A 17,085-nucleotide genomic window follows, 5' to 3' on the forward strand; every position below is an offset into this window, starting at 1 on the left:
AGCGTAAATGTGTTTTGCTTAAGTATTTATTTTGGCGAGCTTTCACTCGCCAATTGTTGGTTAAAGTTAATGTTTCATGCTGTAGCGCAATCCTACAAACAAGTTGCTGCCAGCTGTGTTGTAAGGCACAGCGGTTACTGTGTTACCTGTGTAAGCAATAATGTAATTTTTATCGAAAACGTTATTTGCACGTGCTTCAAGTTTCCACTCAGGAGAGAGTTTATAGTTGGCGGTGAAGTTAACTAGCATATAGCCCCTCATCGCTTTTGTATTATTTGTGTCGTTGTAGCGCGTGGATGCTCCTGTAATTTCAGATCCCCATTGTAACTTCCCCCACGTGTGCATGAGGTTAACGGTGCCATAGCGGTTACCACGGCGGACGAGTAGCTGGTCTGTCTCTTCATCACGAGGTGATTGTATTGTCAGATTTCCGCTCAGTAATAAGTTGTCATTAATGTTCCAGTTTCCGTCGATTGTTGTGCCCAGAATTTCAACTTTTCCAACGTTGATAGGGCAGAATCCTCCAAACGTACATCCAGAAGTGGCAGGCCCAGCATTTGCGATCAGATTGCGGATTTTATTTTCAAATATGGTGATGCCAGCATTAAAGTGTTGACCTGTATATCTAGCGGTAGCTTCTATGTTATCTGACTTTTCTGGAGTCAAAGTAGGATCGCCAAAGTTAGGAAAATATAATTGGTTAAAGGTTGGCGCTTTAAATGCTTTACCGTAGCTGGCAGTGATACGCCACTCTGGTGTAATACGGTAACCATAGCCAACACCACCAGTGGTGTAGTTGCCAAACTGCGTGTTATGGTCCTCACGTAATGAAAGCTGTAACGTGTGTTTATCAACATTGGCTAAATAGCTTGCCAAGAAGCTATCGTTGTTACGTTGTTTCTTAACGGTGGTTTTAACATTACTTTGTGCATCTACGTCCTGTTCTAGCCTGTCATACGCTAAGGTTAGTGCACCTATCGGCAGCTGAATGTCATGTTGCCAAGTCAGTTGTTGTTGCTCTGTACGAAACTGGCTAATGCCGCTAGGGTTGTAACTCGAACTTGCTGGGTTGGTATTAGGTCTTGCGTGGCTGTCCGAATCATCGACGCCCATGCCCAGCTTAAATGTGCTATGCCATATATCAGTAAATTGATTTTTGCTGGTAAATGCATAGCTTTGTAGCGTTTGCTCACCAAAGTTCTCATAATTATTATCAAACTCCGCATGACCTTTGCTTTCAAAAAATTGCAAACCCCAAGTATGACCTTGGGCTAGTGCCAGTTCCAAAAAAGCGGACGTGCTTAAATTGCGGTAGCTATCATCATCAGCATCTTTGCCTACGCGTATACGTTTAGCAGAAAAGCTTTCAGTATCCATACTGCTTACATTTACACCATATTTAAGCGCACTTACTGCACCACTAATGCCAAATTCAGCAGTTTTTGTATTGAAAGAGCCAAGCCCAGCTGCCGCACTCACCACTGGTGCATCAGAAATATTTTTACGTGTAAATATCTGAATAACACCACCAATAGCATCGGCACCATATAAGCTAGAAGCTGGTCCGCGAAGTATTTCAATACTTTCAATTTGACCAAGTGGAATATTTTCAAAAGAGGTTGTACCTGATGTAGCAGAGTTGATTCGTAAGCCATCTACCAATACAACAACATGCTGATCATTTGTGCCACGTAGATATACATTACTCCCTGTGCCCGCACCACCGTTGGCGCTGATTTGTACTCCTGGTTGCATGCGTAATAGGTCAGTAATAGAGCCTGCACCCATGCGTTCAATTGCTTGGCGATCAATGACGGTTACATCTCCGATAACGTTTTCACGTGCTTGTGATGTTCGAGTGGCCGTGACAACAACTTCGTCTAAGTTGATGCTTTCTGTAGCAGATGACGAGGTGTGATAAAAAGCAAGGCTGATTAGCCCTGCGATGACTTTTTTATTCATTCTATTTCCTTTTGTGACATGCGACCCCGCATGTAACTGTGAAAAAGGAAATACTGGAGAGTTTAAAGTATCGAAACGAAAAAAATGACGCATAGGCATCAGCCATGCAGTACGTTTTGATAAACCGTCACCCCGCGGTATTTCCAACTAATTGTTGCGAGGCCGGTCTCCGGGCTTATGAGCGCTATGTTTTACACCTTCCCAAACGTGTACTATGAAAATAGTGGTGTTCAGTGGTTTATTGCAAAACAAGATGATTGAAAATCATACTCACTTACCGTTGCGGGGGCAGCATAGGCATTGTTTACTTTAAATAATAAAGCGTTAACGCACCTATTTCCCAGTTTCACCTTGTTTGTGAATCACAAATTCGGCACCTATCAACAGCGGCAATTATAGCGCCTAAAAATTCCATAAAGTTAATTATCAATAATAATTTTTTTTACAATGTGTTGTAATACTTTTAAAAATCACTGTTAACTATTGACTACAATCATTTTTTTCAATTATAGTGAGTGTATGGACGCAGACTTAACCGCACTGGAACAAAAACTGTTGCAATTAATCGCAAGCTATAATGAGTTGCGGGATGAGAATGCACGTCTGCGCGTTGATCTAGGCGCGATGGAGGCTGATACCTCATTGTTAAAAGCGAACATGGCAAAAGCGAGTGAGCGTATTGAAGCTTTGATGCAGAGCTTGCCTTGAGTTTCAATCAATGATTATTTTTGAGTAAAAGCTAATGAGTGAAATTAAAGGCGTTGATGTCAATATCATGGGGCGTGACTTTACTGTGTCATGCACGGATGAAGAACGTCCTGGTTTGCTAAATGCCGTTAATTACTTAGACAAAAAAATGCGTGATATTCGAGATAGCGGCAAGGTCATTGGTGTAGAGCGTATTGCAATTATGACAGCGTTAAACTTATCTTATGAGTTGCTTAATAGTAAAAGCGGTGATGTGAATATCGGCGATATCAAGCGTAGAGTCTCTGATATGCAAGATCAGATAGATCAAGTTATAGAGAAGTAATATAAAAAGGTGAGAATTTTTCTGTAAGTAGAGTAGAATCAATTCAATCGTTTGTTGATTAAATATTTGGTTAGTTAATCATCAAAACGTCAGGTTATACAGTTTGTTCTCTGCGGCGTGGTTTAGGCTAATAATTCCTTGAACTAGTTTATAGCATCGGTTTTAGTCATTCGAGTTGTTGTGTGCGCGCCCTAGTAGGTGTTCTTTTAGAGCACTTGTGGCGGGTGTACCTAATGCGCTCTAGGCTGTTACCACTTGAGCCTTTTTGGTTCAGGATGCTGGCTTAGGCTATGTCCGTGGAGAACTCCTTAATGATTATTCCAATGCTAAATCCTTCGGTCGTTGTTATCTTCGGCTCGCCGTGCTACAGCACTGTTTTCGCCTCGTCGCCTAGACACAAATGATTTAGAAATGGAATCAGGCCTGTGTTCAGTGTGAGCCTGTTTATCACACATTACCTTAATGCGTGATATTTCAGATCAGCTAGGCTAACAATCTCCAAGCACTTTTCATGGCATGCTTCCAGAATGACTGGGGGCGCAAATCCTGCCTCAGATGCTTCTAACCAACGGCTTGCACATAAACACCAACGATCTCCAGCAGTTACGCCAGCAAAGCCGTATTCAGGGTGTGGTGTGCTTAAATCATTTCCTCTTGATATTGAAAACGCTAAAAACTCCTCAGTCATTTGCGCGCATACAGTATGGCTACCATGGTCGTCTGCGCCAGTTTCACAGCATCCTGAGCGAGTGAAGCCTGTTATGGGGTCTAAGCTACAAGTTTGTAATGCGGTACCTAGTACGTTTTTTTGTTGTGGTTTTGTCATGTTGGAGATGGTTTAATTGGATTGGATATAGATTATCATAGGCAATCATTTTTGACAGGAAAACGTAATGCGATATTGGTTAATGAAGTCCGAGCCATCTGATGTTTCAATTGACGATCTAGCTGGCTTTCAGAATCAAACGGTAGATTGGTATGGGGTGCGTAACTATCAGGCGCGCAATTTTATGCGTGACCAGATGCAGGTGGGTGATGGGGTTTTGTTTTATCACTCAAATTGCGCAGAGCCTGGTATCGCAGGGGTTGCTGAAGTCGCTACGCTTGCTTATCCTGATCGCTTGCAGTTTATAGAAGGGCATAAGTATTTTGACCCGAAAGCCACGCCAGAGTCGCCACGTTGGTTTAATGTAGATGTTAAGTTAGTACGCAAAACACAATTGTTGAGTTTAAAAGAAATGCGAGAAACGCCTGAGCTGCAAAACTTACGTATTTTGCAACGCGGCAATCGACTTTCAATTACGCCAGTAGACCCTAGGGATTGGCAATTCATTATTAATAAGCTGAAATAAAAAAGCGCCTAGGGATAGGCGCTTTTTACTCAATCACTCACTAAATCGACTAGTTAGATTTTTTAGTGTCTAAGCTACCCATTGATTTTGGATATGTCACGATTCCCCAAGGCATGTCTTTCACTTCAATTTGCTTGGTGACTTCTAATTTTTCAGCATCAATCACAAATACAGCATCCGACTTGCCGCAAGCTAATAAGATTTGTTTGTCGTCAGGTGTGAATGTAAAGTGCCAGCAGCGGTTGCCTGTCGGGATGTCTTTTACTTTTTCATATGTTTTTGCATCAAACACTTGCAGTGCTTTTTGTTTATTAGCAGCGACAAAAATGCGTTCACCTTTTTTGTCATAAGCAATTCCGTAAGGGGTTTCACCAGTGTCTACGGTGCGTACAAAGTTAAAGTCTTTGTCTAGTACCATAAACTTGTTTCCGTACTCCAGTGTTGCAAGGTAAGTGTTGCCATCAGGAGAGACTTTGATGCCACGTGGACGGTCACCGTGTTCATGGGTGTGAATGGTTTTAACCAAGCTGCCGTCGTCAATATTGTGCACAGTCACCGTATTGTCAGCTTCGTTGGTGATGACAAGATTTTTGCCGTCAGCTGAAAACTCAATTCCTTCGGTTTCTGGGCCGCCAACAATATCACGTATTTTTTTGCCTTGCGCTAAATCTACAATAGCGATGCGCGCTGGTTCAGCGTCATCATCATCGTCGTCATCCTCTTCTTCTGCTGGTTTTTGGCCTGGTTTTGGTGGTGGGCCACCTACTGCACTTGGTTCAGATGAGATGAATGCATAATTGCCGCTGATGCGCACGAACTCAGGATTTTTACCTACAGGAATTTGCTGTAAGACTTCACCAGTAGCGGTATCAATCACTGAAATACTTTCGTTTTCACGTGTCGCTACAATCAGCTTCTTGCCGTCATCTGTAATGCCTAGGCCACGTGGTGATTCTGCTTTAACATCAAATTCTTTAATCACTTGCATGGTGGCAAGGTCGATTACACTAACACCAGCATCTTGACGTGTTACATAAGCAACGCTGTTAGTTGTGGATTGATCTTCTGCAACTGCTTGCGTTTCAGTGGCAGGTTCTTTACTACAGCCGTTAATGCCTGCCATAAGCGCTAGTAACACTAAACTAATACGCGTTTTGCTAAATGTGGGTGTAAATTTCATACGTTCTCTCCAAATTGACTTCTGAAAATGACATGCTGATCTTTTTATTAAGTTAAGACCTAGCTGGTTTTTAAGTTAAGACCTTAGCTGGGTAAAGCAAGCAAAAACTATACTCGTAGGTATAATCAATTAAAAACAAAAGCTTAAATACTGAGAGGTGATGCATTGGTTAATATCAACCAACCAATGTGGCTGATATTAACCAATTTTCATCACCGTTATTACGTACCGTGCAATTAGCCTAAAAATAATTTGTAAGCTGGATTTTGCGTTTCATCCCAGTATGGATAGCCTAGATTATTTAGGAAATTAGAAAACTCAGATAGTTCACTTGGTGGCACTTGCATCCCGACTAATACACGACCAAAATCTGCACCATGATTGCGGTAATGAAACAGACTAATGTTCCAATCATGCCCCATCGTGTCTAAAAACTTCATCAATGCGCCAGGTTTCTCAGGAAACTCAAATCTGAACACAACCTCGTTTTCGGCTTGTGGCGCATGACCACCAACCAAGTGGCGTAAATGTAGCTTAGCAACTTCATTGTCTGATAAATCTAGTGCAGGTAGGCCATGTGATTCTAAGTCTTTTACAAGCTTTGCGGATTCTGTCGGGTCGTTTACGGCAACACCTACAAAAATGTGCGCTTCTTTCTGGTCAGAGTAGCGATAGTTAAACTCTGTGATATTGCGGTTACCAAGTAGATGACAGAAGGCTTTAAATGCACCTGGTTTTTCTGGAATAGTCACAGCTAGTACTGCTTCACGTTTTTCACCCAGTTCCGCACGCTCAGCAATAAAACGTAAGCGGTCAAAGTTCATATTGGCGCCAGAAGCAATGCCAATGAGTGTTTTACCTTCCAGCTTTTCTCGTGCGGCATAGGCTTTGAGTCCTGCTGTAGCAAGCGCACCAGCTGGCTCTAAAATGCTGCGTGTATCTTCAAATACATCTTTAATAGCTGCGCAAATAGCGTCGTTATCTACCACAATCATTTCATCAACATATTGTTGGCAAAGCGCAAATGTATGTTCACCCACTTGTTTGACTGCTGCACCATCAGCAAATAAGCCAACTTGATCTAGCATGACGCGATGACCTTTATGTAAGGACTCGGTCATCGCTTCCGCATCACGCGCTTCCACGCCGATAATTTTAATTTCTGGGCGAACCGCTTTGACATAAGCTGCAATGCCCGCTAATAAACCGCCGCCACCCACACAGCAAAAGATTGCTTCGATGGGTTCTGGGTGAGCGTCTAAAATCTCCATCGCAATGGTGCCTTGGCCTGCAATGACATCAGGGTCATCATAAGGATGTACAAAGGTGAGGTGTTCAGACTTTTCTAGCTCTAGCGCATGCACATAGGCATCTGAGTAACTGTCACCAAACAACACTACTTCAGCGCCACGGCTTTTAACTGCATTGATTTTAATGAGAGGTGTGGTTGTTGGCATCACAATCACAGCGCGACAGCCCAGTTTTTGTGCTGACAGCGCTACACCTTGTGCATGGTTGCCTGCACTCGCAGCAATCACGCCTGAATCTAGCGCTGCTTTTGGCAGGTTTGCCATTTTGTTATAAGCACCACGGAGCTTAAAGGAAAAGACTGGTTGCATATCTTCACGTTTTAATAATACGCGGTTGTGTATGCGTGCCGATAAGTTTGGCTGAAAGTCCAATGGCGTGTTTTTAGCCACGTCATAAACGCGAGAGTTTCTGATTTTTTCTAGGTAGTTAGTAGACATGCGTTATTTTGTATTAGTTAGTAGCGGTGTATAGTTATGGTTTGATTGACATTATAAAGAATTTATAAGGAATTAAGTAAATGGCGTTTACACAAGACGAATTAAAGCAACAAGTGGCAAAAGCGGCAGTGGAATATGTAAAAAGCGGCATCATTGGTGTAGGTACAGGCTCAACAGCTAACTTTTTTATTGAAGAGTTAGCGAAAGTAAAACATAAGATCGATGGTGCAGTCGCTAGCTCTGAAGCAACAGCGCAACGCTTACGTGGTCATGGTATTGAAGTGTTTGATTTGAATTCAGTAGATGATTTGGAAATTTACGTAGATGGTGCTGATGAGATTACAGAACATATGCACATGCTAAAAGGTGGCGGTGGCGCATTAACACGTGAAAAGATTGTTGCTGCTGTTGCGAAAAAATTTATTTGTATCTGTGATGCTACTAAATATGTGCCAGTGTTAGGTAAGTTCCCATTGCCTGTAGAAGTGTTGCCGATGGCAAAAAGCCATGTTGCACGTGAGCTAGTTAAGTTAGGTGGTCAACCACAGTTACGCGATTTTACAACTGACAACGGCAATTTGATTCTCGATGTACATGGCTTAGCGATTACTGACCCTGTTGCGATGGAGGCAAAAATCAATCAAATCGTGGGTGTTGTGACTAATGGCCTGTTTGCAGCTCGTCCAGCTAACGTATTATTACTAGCAACTGCTGATGGTGTAAAAACCTATCAAAAGTAAGTTTTGATATTTAATTGTAATAATATTGTCATATTGAGTTGTTAGACTGTGTTAATCAGCAGATATTGGAAATTAAAAAAATGCAATCTGAACATACCTTTAAGCAATATGACGCAGAACTAGAGGCTTTACGAGGTAAAGTGCTTGAGATGGGCGGCTTGGTTGAGCAGCAAATCGTACAGGCACTTGAAGCCTTGGTGAAGTTAGATTCAAATCTAGCTAAAGAGGTGATGAATAACGATCACCTTGTAAACGCCCTTGAAGTGCAAATTGACGAAGGATGTAGTCAGATTATCGCGCGTCGCCAGCCTGCTGCAAGTGATTTGCGTATGGTGATGATGATGGTGAAAACTATCACGGATCTTGAGCGTATTGGTGATGAAGCCACTAAAATTGCCCGTACTGCACAAAAGATTTTTGATGAAGACCGTATGTACAAGCCACGCTTTAATGAAATTAAATCGATGGTGGCATTGGTGAGAGAAATGTTGCGCACCTCGCTAGATGGCTTTGCTCGATTGGATGTGAGTAAAACTGTAGAAGTGGCAAGACAAGATGAGCAAGTGGATGAGCATTTCCGTTCAGCCATGCGTCAGTTGATTACTTTTATGTTAGAAGATCCGCGTACGATTTCTATGTCGTTAGAGGTCTTGTTTGTTGCCAAAGCAATTGAACGTATTGGCGATCATGCTAAGAATATTGCCGAATATGTCGTGTATATGGTTAAAGGCAAAGATGTTCGTCATATCTCAGTGCAAGAGATGGAAAGAGAAACGTTCGAGCCATAGTACTTAGTGTCATAGTACTTTAGTGTCATAGTACTTAGCCATAGCACATAAAGTATTGTGTGAATCAAATAAAAAAGCGGTTTTTAAAACCGCTTTTTTATTTGGCTAAGCCGTTGATATTGCTGTCTAAATATTGCTATATTAAGTTAGGCAACATTAGGTCATGTGCTGGTTTTTTTAGCAGCAGTTTTCTTAGGAGTTGCTTTCTTCGCGGCAGGTTTAGCTTTGGTCGCGCTTGCCTTCTTCTCTGTCGCTGGTTTTGTAGCTGTCGTTTTCTTAGTGATCGCTTTTTTTGCCGCTGTTTTTTTAGCAGGTGCTTCTTTTGCTGCTTTTGCGCTTAATAGCTCTAGCGCCTCTTCCATGGTTAGAGATTCAGGCTCTACGCTTTTTGGTAAGGTTGCGCGAATTTTTCCATGTTGTACATAAGGGCCGTAGCGTCCAGCAAATACCTCAATTTGACCATCTTCCGTTGGGTGGCTACCTAATGAGCAAAGCGGAGCAGGGCCTGTGTTTGCCTGAGCTAACAGTGCTACAGCAGCGTCTAAGTCAATGCTAAATACGCTTAGGTGCTTGGGGATAGATTTAAATTTAGCATCATGATTGATATAAGGGCCAAAACGGCCAATATTCGCAATGATTTTTTTGTTAGTTTCTGGATGTAAGCCAAGGTCACGTGGCAGAGATATCAACATGTTGGCCGTGTCTAGGTTGACATCGGCAAGCGGAATTTCTTTTGGAATGCTCACACGTTTTGGTTTTTTCTTTTCGCCTTCTACGGCAAGGCCTAGCTGTAAATATGGACCATAAGGACCATTCATCAGGTAAATTTCTTTACTGGTGGCGGCATCTATACCAATGGTAACTGGGTCTGCACCTGCGTTGGCTGTGCCATCGATACTGCGTTTGTAGTCACATTTCGGCGTGTCGTTATAGCCTGTGCAGCCAATAAAACTACCAAATCTACTGAGTTGTTTTTGTAATGGCTTGCCACATTTAGGGCATGCTTCATCGATAAGTTCGTTGCCTGGACGGTCAACATCAGCTTTGTCGTGAATTTGCTGGTTAAAGTCTTTCCAGAACTCATCCATGAGTGGAATCCACTCGCGCTCACCCTCAGCTACACTGTCTAGTGCATTTTCGAGGTTTGCAGTGAAGTCGTAATCTACATATTTGGTGAAATGTTCAGTTAAGAACTTGTTCACAACTCGGCCAACATCTGTGGGTGTAAAGCGTTTTTTATCCAATAGCACATATTCACGGTCTTGCAGAGTGCTAATAATACTTGCATAGGTAGAAGGTCTGCCTATGCCGTACTCTTCTAATACTTTTACTAAGCTAGCTTCAGAGTAACGCGGAGGTGGTTCGGTAAAGTGTTGGTCGCCGTAAATTTTTTCAACAGTGAGTACTTCACCTGTTTCTAGATTAGGCAGTTTGCTTTCGTCTTCTTCTTCCTCGTCGTCTGAGCCCTCCATATATACTGCAATAAAGCCAGGGAATACAAGGGTTTGGCCTGTTGCGCGGAACAGGTTGGCATCGCTACCCACGCTTAAATCTACGCTGACTGCGTCAAATTTAGCGGGTGCCATTTGGCAAGCAAGTGCGCGCTTCCATATCATTTCATACAGCTTGAATTGTTCGTCGTTTAAATATTGGCGAACGCTGGCTGGTGTACGTGAGATGTCGGTTGGGCGAATCGCCTCATGCGCTTCTTGAGCACTTTTAGACTTCGTTTTGTACATGACAGGTGATTTTGGTAGGTAATCAGCGTCAAAATTCTTTTTAACATAGTCACGAATCTGCATGACCGCTTCAGCAGCCAAGCTAAATGAGTCGGTACGCATGTAGGTGATTAAACCAACAGTGCCACTACCTACATCAACACCTTCGTATAGTTGCTGTGCCACACGCATAGCGCGTGAAGTCGTAAAGCCAAGTTTGCGAACTGCTTCTTGTTGTAGTGTTGACGTCGTAAATGGCGCAGCAGGGCTACGGCTACGTTGTTTCTTTTCAACGCGCGATACTGTAGTTTTACCTGCGCTGGCTAACAGTAGTTTGCCAACAATATCAGCTTGTTGGTCATGGTTAATCACAGTGAATTGCTCAACTTTTTGATTGTTGAGTTGTACCAATTTAGCTTTAAAACCATGTTGATGTTTTAATGCATCTAAATGGATAGACCAATATTCTTGTGATTTAAACGCTTCAATTTCTAACTCACGCTCAACAATCAGGCGTAGTGCTGGGCTTTGTACGCGGCCAGCTGATAGTCCACGACGGATCTTCTTCCATAGTAATGGAGATAAATTAAAGCCGACTAGGTAATCCAGTGCGCGACGTGCTTGTTGCGCATTGACCATAGGCATGGAAATGTCGCGTGGCTCGGCAATCGCGTGCTCTACCGCACCTTTGGTAATTTCATGAAACACGACACGTTTCATGAGTTTGTTTTTAAGTAGATTCTTAGACTTCAAAATCTCCGCAATATGCCAAGAAATGGCTTCACCTTCGCGGTCCGGATCGGTTGCTAGATAGATGCTATCAGCATTTTTAACCGCTTTTGCAATCGCGTCTACATGCTTACTGTTGCGTTCAATGATGTCGTACTTCATGGCGAATTGATTTTCGGTATCTACCGCGCCATTTTTAGGAATTAAATCACGGACATGTCCATAAGAGGCAAGTACCTCAAAATCGCTCCCAAGATATTTTTTGAGCGTTTTTGCTTTAGATGGAGATTCAACAATAAGTAGTTTGGACATGAATGCCTAATAATAAGGAGTTTGCTTTTATAACATTTTGGATGATAACAAGGACATTGCCTAAAATACAACAACTTAAGCTATATAGTGCCATTTTTTTTGCTTGTTACCTTATTTGTTGCGAATAAACTCAATTTTGCTACCTTCTGTGCTGGCTAAACTTAATGCAGCCCCTTCATTGGCAATATCTCCGAATAAAGGGTCTTCATCATCTGCTTTGGCCTGACTCAAATTTTTGAAGTCATATAAATTAGTATCAGCTAAGTGTGAGGGCTCTACATTGGTGATTGCGCGGAATATATTATTAATACGCCCAGGTTGTTCGCGCTCCCAGCTTTGTAGCATGTCTTTTATTTTTTGACGCTGTAAGTTTTCTTGGCTGCCGCATAAGTCACAAGGGATGATAGGGAACTCCATTTGACGTGCGTAGCTGGCAATGTCTTTTTCACTGCAATAAGCCAAAGGGCGAATCACGATATTTTGTTTGTCGTTAGTCGCTAGCTTTGGCGGCATGGCTTTCATTTTCGCGCCAAAAAATAAATTCAGAAATAAGGTTTCAACAATATCATCACGGTGGTGACCAAGTGCAATTTTATTAGCACCTAATTCTTTGGCAGTGGTGTAAATGACCCCGCGACGCAAGCGTGAGCACAGCGAGCATGTGGTTTTACCTTCAGGAATTTTTTCTTTAACGATAGAGTAAGTGTCTGCCTCTACAATTCGATAATCAATTCCTAGCTTCTCGAAATAGGCTGGCAGTATGTCTGCGGGAAAGCCTGGTTGCTTTTGATCAAGATTCATCGCAATCAGTTTGAAGTTGATAGGGGCGCGCTCTTGCAATGCGAGCAGAATCATCAACATAGCGTGAGAGTCTTTGCCGCCGCTCATACATACCAGCACGGTGTCGCCTTCTTCAATCATGTTGTAGTCACCAATGGCTTTGCCCGTGGCACTAATCAAACTATTGCGTAGTTTGATAAAGTTGTTTGAATGGTTGTCTGGTAAGTGTTTAATCATTATGTTTTAAATCTAAAATATATTACAAAGTGGCATCATGTTTGATGGGTGTTCATTAAATGTCGTTACAGGTTTAAAGAGCGGCCGCCATCAACTGCTAATACGTGCCCTGTGATAAATGGTGCGTCGTAAATCAAGAACTTAACGGCTTTGGCTACGTCTTCCGCTTCGCCTACACGCTTAAGCAAAGTTTGGTTAATGACGCGCTGGCGATAGACTTCATCAAATTGCGGGTTGCTTTCTGGCCATTGTACAGGCCCTGGGGCAACAGCATTGACTCTCACCTCGGGGCTAAGCTCATGTGCGAGTGATTTGGTGAGTGTCACTAAGCCAGCCTTTGCCACGCTGTAAACAATATAGCCCTTTTTCGGGCGTTCAATATGCATGTCAGTGATATTAATAATGCAGCCGTGGTTTTTACGCAACTCAGGCGCAGCCGCCTGTGCTAAAAATACAGGTGCTTTTAAATTGCTACCGATTAAGTCTTGCCAATTTTCTTCGTTAATTTGCCCTAAGTCTGTTGGGTAGTAAGTTGACGCATTATTGATGAGCACGTCTAATTTGCCAAACTGATTCACAGTTTCACTCACCAGTGTAGGTAATACGTTGTTGTTAAGCAAATCACCTTGGATAATAGAGACTGAGTTTGCGCGCAATAAATTGAGTTCTGCTTGTAGCGCACGAGCCTCTGACATGCTGGTGTTGTAGTGAATCATTAGTTTTGCGCCATGCTTGTGTAACTCACGACACATGGCGGCACCAACGCGCTTTGCGCCACCAGTGATTAAAATAACTTTATCTTTGTTTGTATCCACAGTTTACTCATTTCTTTCTTCTAAAATATTATAATGGCTTATGAGTTCATTACCTATTCCTAACGCTGATGCGCAAGCGCATAGTCAGCAGCTTGCGTTGCTAATTCAAGATAGAATCAGTCAGCATGGCGGTTGGCTATCATTTGCTGACTTTATGCAGATGGCACTTTATACACCCAGCCTAGGTTATTACAGCGGCGGCGCTAAAAAGTTCGGCGTAGGCGGAGATTTTGTCACCGCACCTGAAATTTCCCCGCTGTTTGCGCAGGCATTGGCTAACCAGGTTTCCCAAGTGTTAGATGAAACAAAGGGCGACGTGCTTGAGTTAGGTGCAGGCTCAGGTAAGCTCGCCGTTGATTTACTGCTGAGCTTGCAGACACTTAACCAATTACCCACTCATTATTACATTCTTGAAGTTAGTGCTTACTTGCGGCAAGTTCAGTTAGAAGCAATGCAGAAGTGCCTGCCAGCAACACTAATGGAGCGAGTGGTTTGGCTGGATACTTTGCCCGAAAATTTTGTTGGTGTTATGTTAGGTAATGAAGTGCTTGATGCTGTTCCCGTGCATCTGGTTTACAAGTCTGCCACTACAGATTCACAAACACTGTGTGAGCGAGGGGTCGCATTTAATGGTGATTTTTATTGGCAAGATCAACCTTTACCAGCTGGCGCACTTTATGATTTGGCTAGTGCCTATGGGTTGCCTGATGATTATCTGACAGAAGTAAGCCCTGAGGCGATTGGGCTTGTGAGTAGCTTGGGTTGTGCATTAAAGCGTGGCGCAATTGTCATGATTGATTATGGTTTTTCAGCCCGCGAGTATTATCATCCGCAACGTAATCTAGGTACGCTGATGTGCCATTACCAGCATTACGCACATGTTAACCCGCTGATTTATGTTGGCTTGCAGGATATTACTGCGCATGTGGATTTTACTAGTGTTGCTAATGCAGGGGAGCGAAGTGGTCTTGAGTTGATGGGCTTTTGTTCACAAGCACAATTTTTAATGAACTGCGGTATTTTAGACATCATGAGCCAAGTCTCTCCACATGATATGGCGCGCTATGCACCGTTGGCTGCAGCGGCGCAAAAGTTATTGTCTCCTGCGGAAATGGGCGATTTATTTAAAGTGATTGCCTTGGGTAAAGGGCTGAATCAAGCGTTGATTGGATTTGCGTCTGGTGATAAATCACATATGCTTTAAAACAATAATGTCAGCAATGTGGCCGTGCTGAGTTGTTGTACCTGAAGTATAATTCGCCCTTATGAATACATTAAATCAAACAGAGCAAGTTGAAAATGAAACCGAAGCGCTAAGCCAGCGCCGTATTCGCAGTTTCGTATTGCGTCAGGGGCGTTTAACTAAAGGTCAGGCGCGTGCGCTAGAAACAGGTTTTCCACAATTTGGTGTGAGTTATGTGCCCGAGTTGCTAGATCTAAATGCTGTATTTAATCGAGCAGATAGTAAAAAGATTCTAGAGATTGGTTTTGGCATGGGTGAAACAACTGCCAAAATTGCTCAAGTGCTACCCGAATGTGATTTTTTAGCGGCTGAAGTGCATACACCAGGCGTGGGTGCATTGCTTAAACTCATACAAGAAAATGCGTTAACAAATATCCGTGTGATTCAACATGATGTGGTTGAAGTGCTACACAACATGGTCGCGGATGCGAGCTTGGATGGCGTACATATCTTTTTTCCGGATCCTTGGCATAAAAAACGCCACCACAAACGCCGCTTGATTCAGGCTGAGTTTGTCAAGTTGTTATGCACCAAGCTTAAGCATGGAGGCTATCTTCACGTAGCAACTGATTGGCAGGAATATGCTGAATGGGTATTAGAAGTGCTTAAGGCAGAAACTCAGTTAGAAAACACAGCGGAAGATTATGCGGTCAAACCAAGCTATCGCCCACTAACTAAATTTGAGAATCGTGGCCTAAAGCTTGGTCATGGTGTATGGGATATGGTGTTTACGCGTAAGTAGATGTAAGTAAATCCTAGTGAAAAATGGTTTGGTACCGTTTTGGGGAGAGGTTGTCTTCGGTACCAATTTATTTTCAAGTAAGTTTAAAGTTGTTCGTTGCTTTCAGTAGGTGACGCTTCCTCAGCAAATAACCATTTCCCAATCACTTTTTCTGCCTCTTCTACGCCTTGTTTCTTGAGGCTTGAAAATAGTTGAATAGTGCATTCACTATGGTAGTGGTTGCCCCATGTTTCTATCAATTCTTTACGAACCCTGTTTAGTGTTAAAGAGGCTTCACCGCGCGATAGCTTATCTGATTTTGTCAGTAAAACGTGCACAGGTTTGCCACTGGGGCAAAACCAATCCAACATTTGGCGGTCTAGTGGTGTGAGCGGGTGACGGCTATCCATCACTAGCACTAAGCCCCCTAAGCTAGTACGCTCACCTAGGTAACGCGCCAGCACGTTTTGCCAGTGCGCGCGCATTGCTTCTGGTACTTTCGCGTAGCCATAGCCAGGTAAGTCCACTAGGTGTCTATCGTTACCTAGTGTGAAGAAGTTAATAAGCTGAGTGCGCCCAGGCTGTTTACTCACAAATGCTAAACGGTTATGGTTGGCTAAAGTGTTGAGCGCGCTAGATTTTCCTGCATTGGAGCGACCAGCAAAGGCCACTTCAATGCCGCTCGCTGGAGGCAAGTCGCGCAGATGGTGAGCAGATATAAAGAAAGCAGCGTTTTGAAATAAAGGCATATTGATCCTGATTTTGGTAAAGCAAATTCCTTGTGTAATTCAATCTATTTTCAAGTCAATGTCATGAATTTGGCATGACAGGCTGTTGCAGTTTTTTTGAATTATTAAAGGAATTGATGTAATAGTGAAAAATGCTATCACGAATAGTTGTTTTTCGCTAAAATAGCGCGTTAATTGGTTGAATAATTTAGATTTAGGAGCGGTAATGCAATTTCGTCATCTAGCTTGGTTAATATCTGGTTTAATGTTGGGGATTTCTATTCATGCACAAGCGGACGATTCTGTTAAAAAGGCCGCACAGCAAACAGTAAATAACGTCTGCGCTGCATGCCATGCAGCAGATGGCAACAGTGCGATTAGCCTTAATCCTAAATTAGCAGGGCAACATCCAGAGTATCTAGAAAAACAATTAATGGAGTTTAAGTCAGGCAAGCGTGCAAATGCGGTAATGTCGGGCATGGCTGCTGGATTGTCTGATGCTGAAATGAAAGAACTAGCTGCTTACTTTTCAGCTAAGCCTACTGCCTTGGCTCAAGCAAAATCAAATGGTGTTGGTTCAGTGGGCGAAAAAATCTACCGCGCAGGTAATGCAGCGACTGGTGTTCCAGCTTGTGCGGCTTGTCATAGCCCCAACGGTGCAGGTTTGCCAAAACAGTTCCCACGTTTAAGTGGTCAGCATACTGATTACACAATTGCACAATTAAAAGCGTTCCGTTCAGGTGAGCGTGCAAATGCGCCTATGATGATGACGATTGCAGCTAAGATGTCCGATGCGGAAATGGCAGCTGTAGCAGATTATATTCAAGGTTTACGCTAGATTAGAGATGATGAAAAAGGGTGGCAATGCTACCCTTTTTTAACGCTAAAACATCTAGGAAAACTCCTTTATTTGTTAGGGTTAGCAACTATCATTGCTCAGTTAGCGTCATAAGTAACAGCAGCAACCACGAGCATTAACCTAATTTCACCCTCAGAGTG

16 protein-coding genes and 1 riboswitch are annotated in these 17,085 nt (G+C 42.9%); of the genes, 8 read left to right on the forward strand and 8 right to left on the reverse strand.

Features of this window, described 5'->3' with window-relative positions; genetic code table 11:
• Positions 1 to 66 precede the first annotated feature (66 nt).
• Complete coding sequence (locus tag Q7U33_RS02725; RefSeq protein ID WP_304858056.1) at positions 67 to 2,055, reverse strand: TonB-dependent receptor domain-containing protein; 1,989 nt, start codon at positions 2,053 to 2,055, stop codon at positions 67 to 69.
• Positions 2,056 to 2,104: 49 nt separating this feature from the next.
• Positions 2,105 to 2,358: riboswitch (cobalamin riboswitch) on the reverse strand.
• A 123-nt stretch (positions 2,359 to 2,481) separates the two neighbouring features.
• Between Q7U33_RS02725 and Q7U33_RS02730 the strand changes: the two genes are divergently transcribed.
• Together Q7U33_RS02730 and Q7U33_RS02735 are read left to right on the forward strand one after the other, a co-directional pair.
• On the forward strand, positions 2,482 to 2,670 hold the full coding sequence (locus Q7U33_RS02730) for a hypothetical protein (protein WP_304858057.1): 189 nt from the start codon (positions 2,482 to 2,484) through the stop codon (positions 2,668 to 2,670).
• Positions 2,671 to 2,704: 34 nt separating this feature from the next.
• Positions 2,705 to 2,995: a cell division protein ZapA gene (locus tag Q7U33_RS02735; RefSeq protein ID WP_304858058.1), complete on the forward strand. Its 291-nt coding sequence runs from the start codon at positions 2,705 to 2,707 to the stop codon at positions 2,993 to 2,995.
• Between the two features lie 454 nt (positions 2,996 to 3,449).
• Here the strand turns inward: Q7U33_RS02735 and Q7U33_RS02740 are convergent, their stop codons facing one another.
• Positions 3,450 to 3,821: a DUF2237 family protein gene (locus Q7U33_RS02740; protein ID WP_304858059.1), complete on the reverse strand. Its 372-nt coding sequence runs from the start codon at positions 3,819 to 3,821 to the stop codon at positions 3,450 to 3,452.
• Positions 3,822 to 3,888: 67 nt separating this feature from the next.
• Between Q7U33_RS02740 and Q7U33_RS02745 the strand changes: the two genes are divergently transcribed.
• Positions 3,889 to 4,347 carry an EVE domain-containing protein gene (locus tag Q7U33_RS02745; RefSeq protein WP_304858060.1) on the forward strand — a complete coding sequence of 153 codons (459 nt, stop codon included), beginning with the start codon at positions 3,889 to 3,891 and terminating at the stop codon, positions 4,345 to 4,347.
• A 49-nt stretch (positions 4,348 to 4,396) separates the two neighbouring features.
• Here the strand turns inward: Q7U33_RS02745 and Q7U33_RS02750 are convergent, their stop codons facing one another.
• Both Q7U33_RS02750 and ilvA read right to left on the reverse strand, forming a co-directional pair.
• Positions 4,397 to 5,527 (reverse strand): glutaminyl-peptide cyclotransferase, encoded by a 1,131-nt coding sequence (locus tag Q7U33_RS02750; RefSeq protein WP_304858061.1) that lies wholly within the window; start codon positions 5,525 to 5,527, stop codon positions 4,397 to 4,399.
• A 236-nt stretch (positions 5,528 to 5,763) separates the two neighbouring features.
• Positions 5,764 to 7,275, reverse strand: coding sequence for a threonine ammonia-lyase, biosynthetic (gene ilvA / locus Q7U33_RS02755; RefSeq protein WP_304858062.1), 1,512 nt, complete (start codon positions 7,273 to 7,275; stop codon positions 5,764 to 5,766).
• Positions 7,276 to 7,355: 80 nt separating this feature from the next.
• Here ilvA and rpiA point away from each other — a divergent pair, with 80 nt between their 5' ends.
• Together rpiA and phoU are read left to right on the forward strand one after the other, a co-directional pair.
• Positions 7,356 to 8,015, forward strand: a complete 660-nt coding sequence (gene rpiA / locus Q7U33_RS02760) for a ribose-5-phosphate isomerase RpiA (protein WP_304858063.1) — start codon at positions 7,356 to 7,358, stop codon at positions 8,013 to 8,015.
• Positions 8,016 to 8,095: 80 nt separating this feature from the next.
• Positions 8,096 to 8,803 (forward strand): phosphate signaling complex protein PhoU, encoded by a 708-nt coding sequence (phoU, locus tag Q7U33_RS02765; protein WP_304858064.1) that lies wholly within the window; start codon positions 8,096 to 8,098, stop codon positions 8,801 to 8,803.
• Between the two features lie 161 nt (positions 8,804 to 8,964).
• On the opposite strand, the gene topA is transcribed toward phoU, so the two are convergent.
• The 3 genes from topA to Q7U33_RS02780 all read right to left on the reverse strand — a co-directional run bounded on the left by topA (position 8,965) and on the right by Q7U33_RS02780 (position 13,394).
• Entirely contained in the window at positions 8,965 to 11,562 is a 2,598-nt protein-coding gene (topA, locus tag Q7U33_RS02770) for a type I DNA topoisomerase (protein ID WP_304858065.1), read from the reverse strand.
• 111 nt (positions 11,563 to 11,673) lie between these two features.
• The gene (gene ttcA / locus Q7U33_RS02775) at positions 11,674 to 12,579 is read right to left on the reverse strand and encodes a tRNA 2-thiocytidine(32) synthetase TtcA (protein ID WP_304858066.1); all 906 of its coding nucleotides are present in this window, start codon (positions 12,577 to 12,579) and stop codon (positions 11,674 to 11,676) included.
• 65 nt (positions 12,580 to 12,644) lie between these two features.
• A complete protein-coding gene (locus tag Q7U33_RS02780) occupies positions 12,645 to 13,394 on the reverse strand; it encodes a pteridine reductase (RefSeq protein WP_304858067.1) in 750 nt (249 codons plus the stop codon).
• A gap of 40 nt (positions 13,395 to 13,434) precedes the next feature.
• Here Q7U33_RS02780 and Q7U33_RS02785 point away from each other — a divergent pair, with 40 nt between their 5' ends.
• Together Q7U33_RS02785 and trmB are read left to right on the forward strand one after the other, a co-directional pair.
• Positions 13,435 to 14,598, forward strand: a complete 1,164-nt coding sequence (locus Q7U33_RS02785) for a class I SAM-dependent methyltransferase (protein ID WP_304858068.1) — start codon at positions 13,435 to 13,437, stop codon at positions 14,596 to 14,598.
• 61 nt (positions 14,599 to 14,659) lie between these two features.
• Positions 14,660 to 15,379 carry a tRNA (guanosine(46)-N7)-methyltransferase TrmB gene (gene trmB, locus Q7U33_RS02790; RefSeq protein ID WP_304858069.1) on the forward strand — a complete coding sequence of 240 codons (720 nt, stop codon included), beginning with the start codon at positions 14,660 to 14,662 and terminating at the stop codon, positions 15,377 to 15,379.
• Between the two features lie 83 nt (positions 15,380 to 15,462).
• Here trmB and yihA read toward each other — a convergent pair whose 3' ends face one another.
• Positions 15,463 to 16,107, reverse strand: coding sequence for a ribosome biogenesis GTP-binding protein YihA/YsxC (yihA, locus tag Q7U33_RS02795; RefSeq protein WP_304858070.1), 645 nt, complete (start codon positions 16,105 to 16,107; stop codon positions 15,463 to 15,465).
• A gap of 205 nt (positions 16,108 to 16,312) precedes the next feature.
• On the opposite strand from yihA, the gene Q7U33_RS02800 reads away from it, so the two are divergent.
• Positions 16,313 to 16,924 carry a cytochrome c gene (locus tag Q7U33_RS02800; RefSeq protein WP_304858071.1) on the forward strand — a complete coding sequence of 204 codons (612 nt, stop codon included), beginning with the start codon at positions 16,313 to 16,315 and terminating at the stop codon, positions 16,922 to 16,924.
• Positions 16,925 to 17,085: the final 161 nt, after the last annotated feature.

Origin of the sequence: Methylotenera sp., assembly GCF_030653755.1 — a bacterium.
Lineage (GTDB): Bacteria > Pseudomonadota > Gammaproteobacteria > Burkholderiales > Methylophilaceae > Methylotenera.

Bases quoted from the DNA above. Each gene is read 5' to 3' on its own strand.
- Q7U33_RS02725 (WP_304858056.1), bottom strand. From the start codon at position 2,055: ATGCGTCATTTTTTTCGTTTCGATACTTTAAACTCTCCAGTATTTCCT.
- Q7U33_RS02730 (WP_304858057.1), top strand. From the start codon at position 2,482: ATGGACGCAGACTTAACCGCACTGGAACAAAAACTGTTGCAATTAATC.
- Q7U33_RS02735 (WP_304858058.1), top strand. From the start codon at position 2,705: ATGAGTGAAATTAAAGGCGTTGATGTCAATATCATGGGGCGTGACTTT.
- Q7U33_RS02740 (WP_304858059.1), bottom strand. From the start codon at position 3,821: ATGACAAAACCACAACAAAAAAACGTACTAGGTACCGCATTACAAACT.
- Q7U33_RS02745 (WP_304858060.1), top strand. From the start codon at position 3,889: ATGCGATATTGGTTAATGAAGTCCGAGCCATCTGATGTTTCAATTGAC.
- Q7U33_RS02750 (WP_304858061.1), bottom strand. From the start codon at position 5,527: ATGAAATTTACACCCACATTTAGCAAAACGCGTATTAGTTTAGTGTTA.
- ilvA (WP_304858062.1), bottom strand. From the start codon at position 7,275: ATGTCTACTAACTACCTAGAAAAAATCAGAAACTCTCGCGTTTATGAC.
- rpiA (WP_304858063.1), top strand. From the start codon at position 7,356: ATGGCGTTTACACAAGACGAATTAAAGCAACAAGTGGCAAAAGCGGCA.
- phoU (WP_304858064.1), top strand. From the start codon at position 8,096: ATGCAATCTGAACATACCTTTAAGCAATATGACGCAGAACTAGAGGCT.
- topA (WP_304858065.1), bottom strand. From the start codon at position 11,562: ATGTCCAAACTACTTATTGTTGAATCTCCATCTAAAGCAAAAACGCTC.
- ttcA (WP_304858066.1), bottom strand. From the start codon at position 12,579: ATGATTAAACACTTACCAGACAACCATTCAAACAACTTTATCAAACTA.
- Q7U33_RS02785 (WP_304858068.1), top strand. From the start codon at position 13,435: ATGAGTTCATTACCTATTCCTAACGCTGATGCGCAAGCGCATAGTCAG.
- trmB (WP_304858069.1), top strand. From the start codon at position 14,660: ATGAATACATTAAATCAAACAGAGCAAGTTGAAAATGAAACCGAAGCG.
- yihA (WP_304858070.1), bottom strand. From the start codon at position 16,107: ATGCCTTTATTTCAAAACGCTGCTTTCTTTATATCTGCTCACCATCTG.
- Q7U33_RS02800 (WP_304858071.1), top strand. From the start codon at position 16,313: ATGCAATTTCGTCATCTAGCTTGGTTAATATCTGGTTTAATGTTGGGG.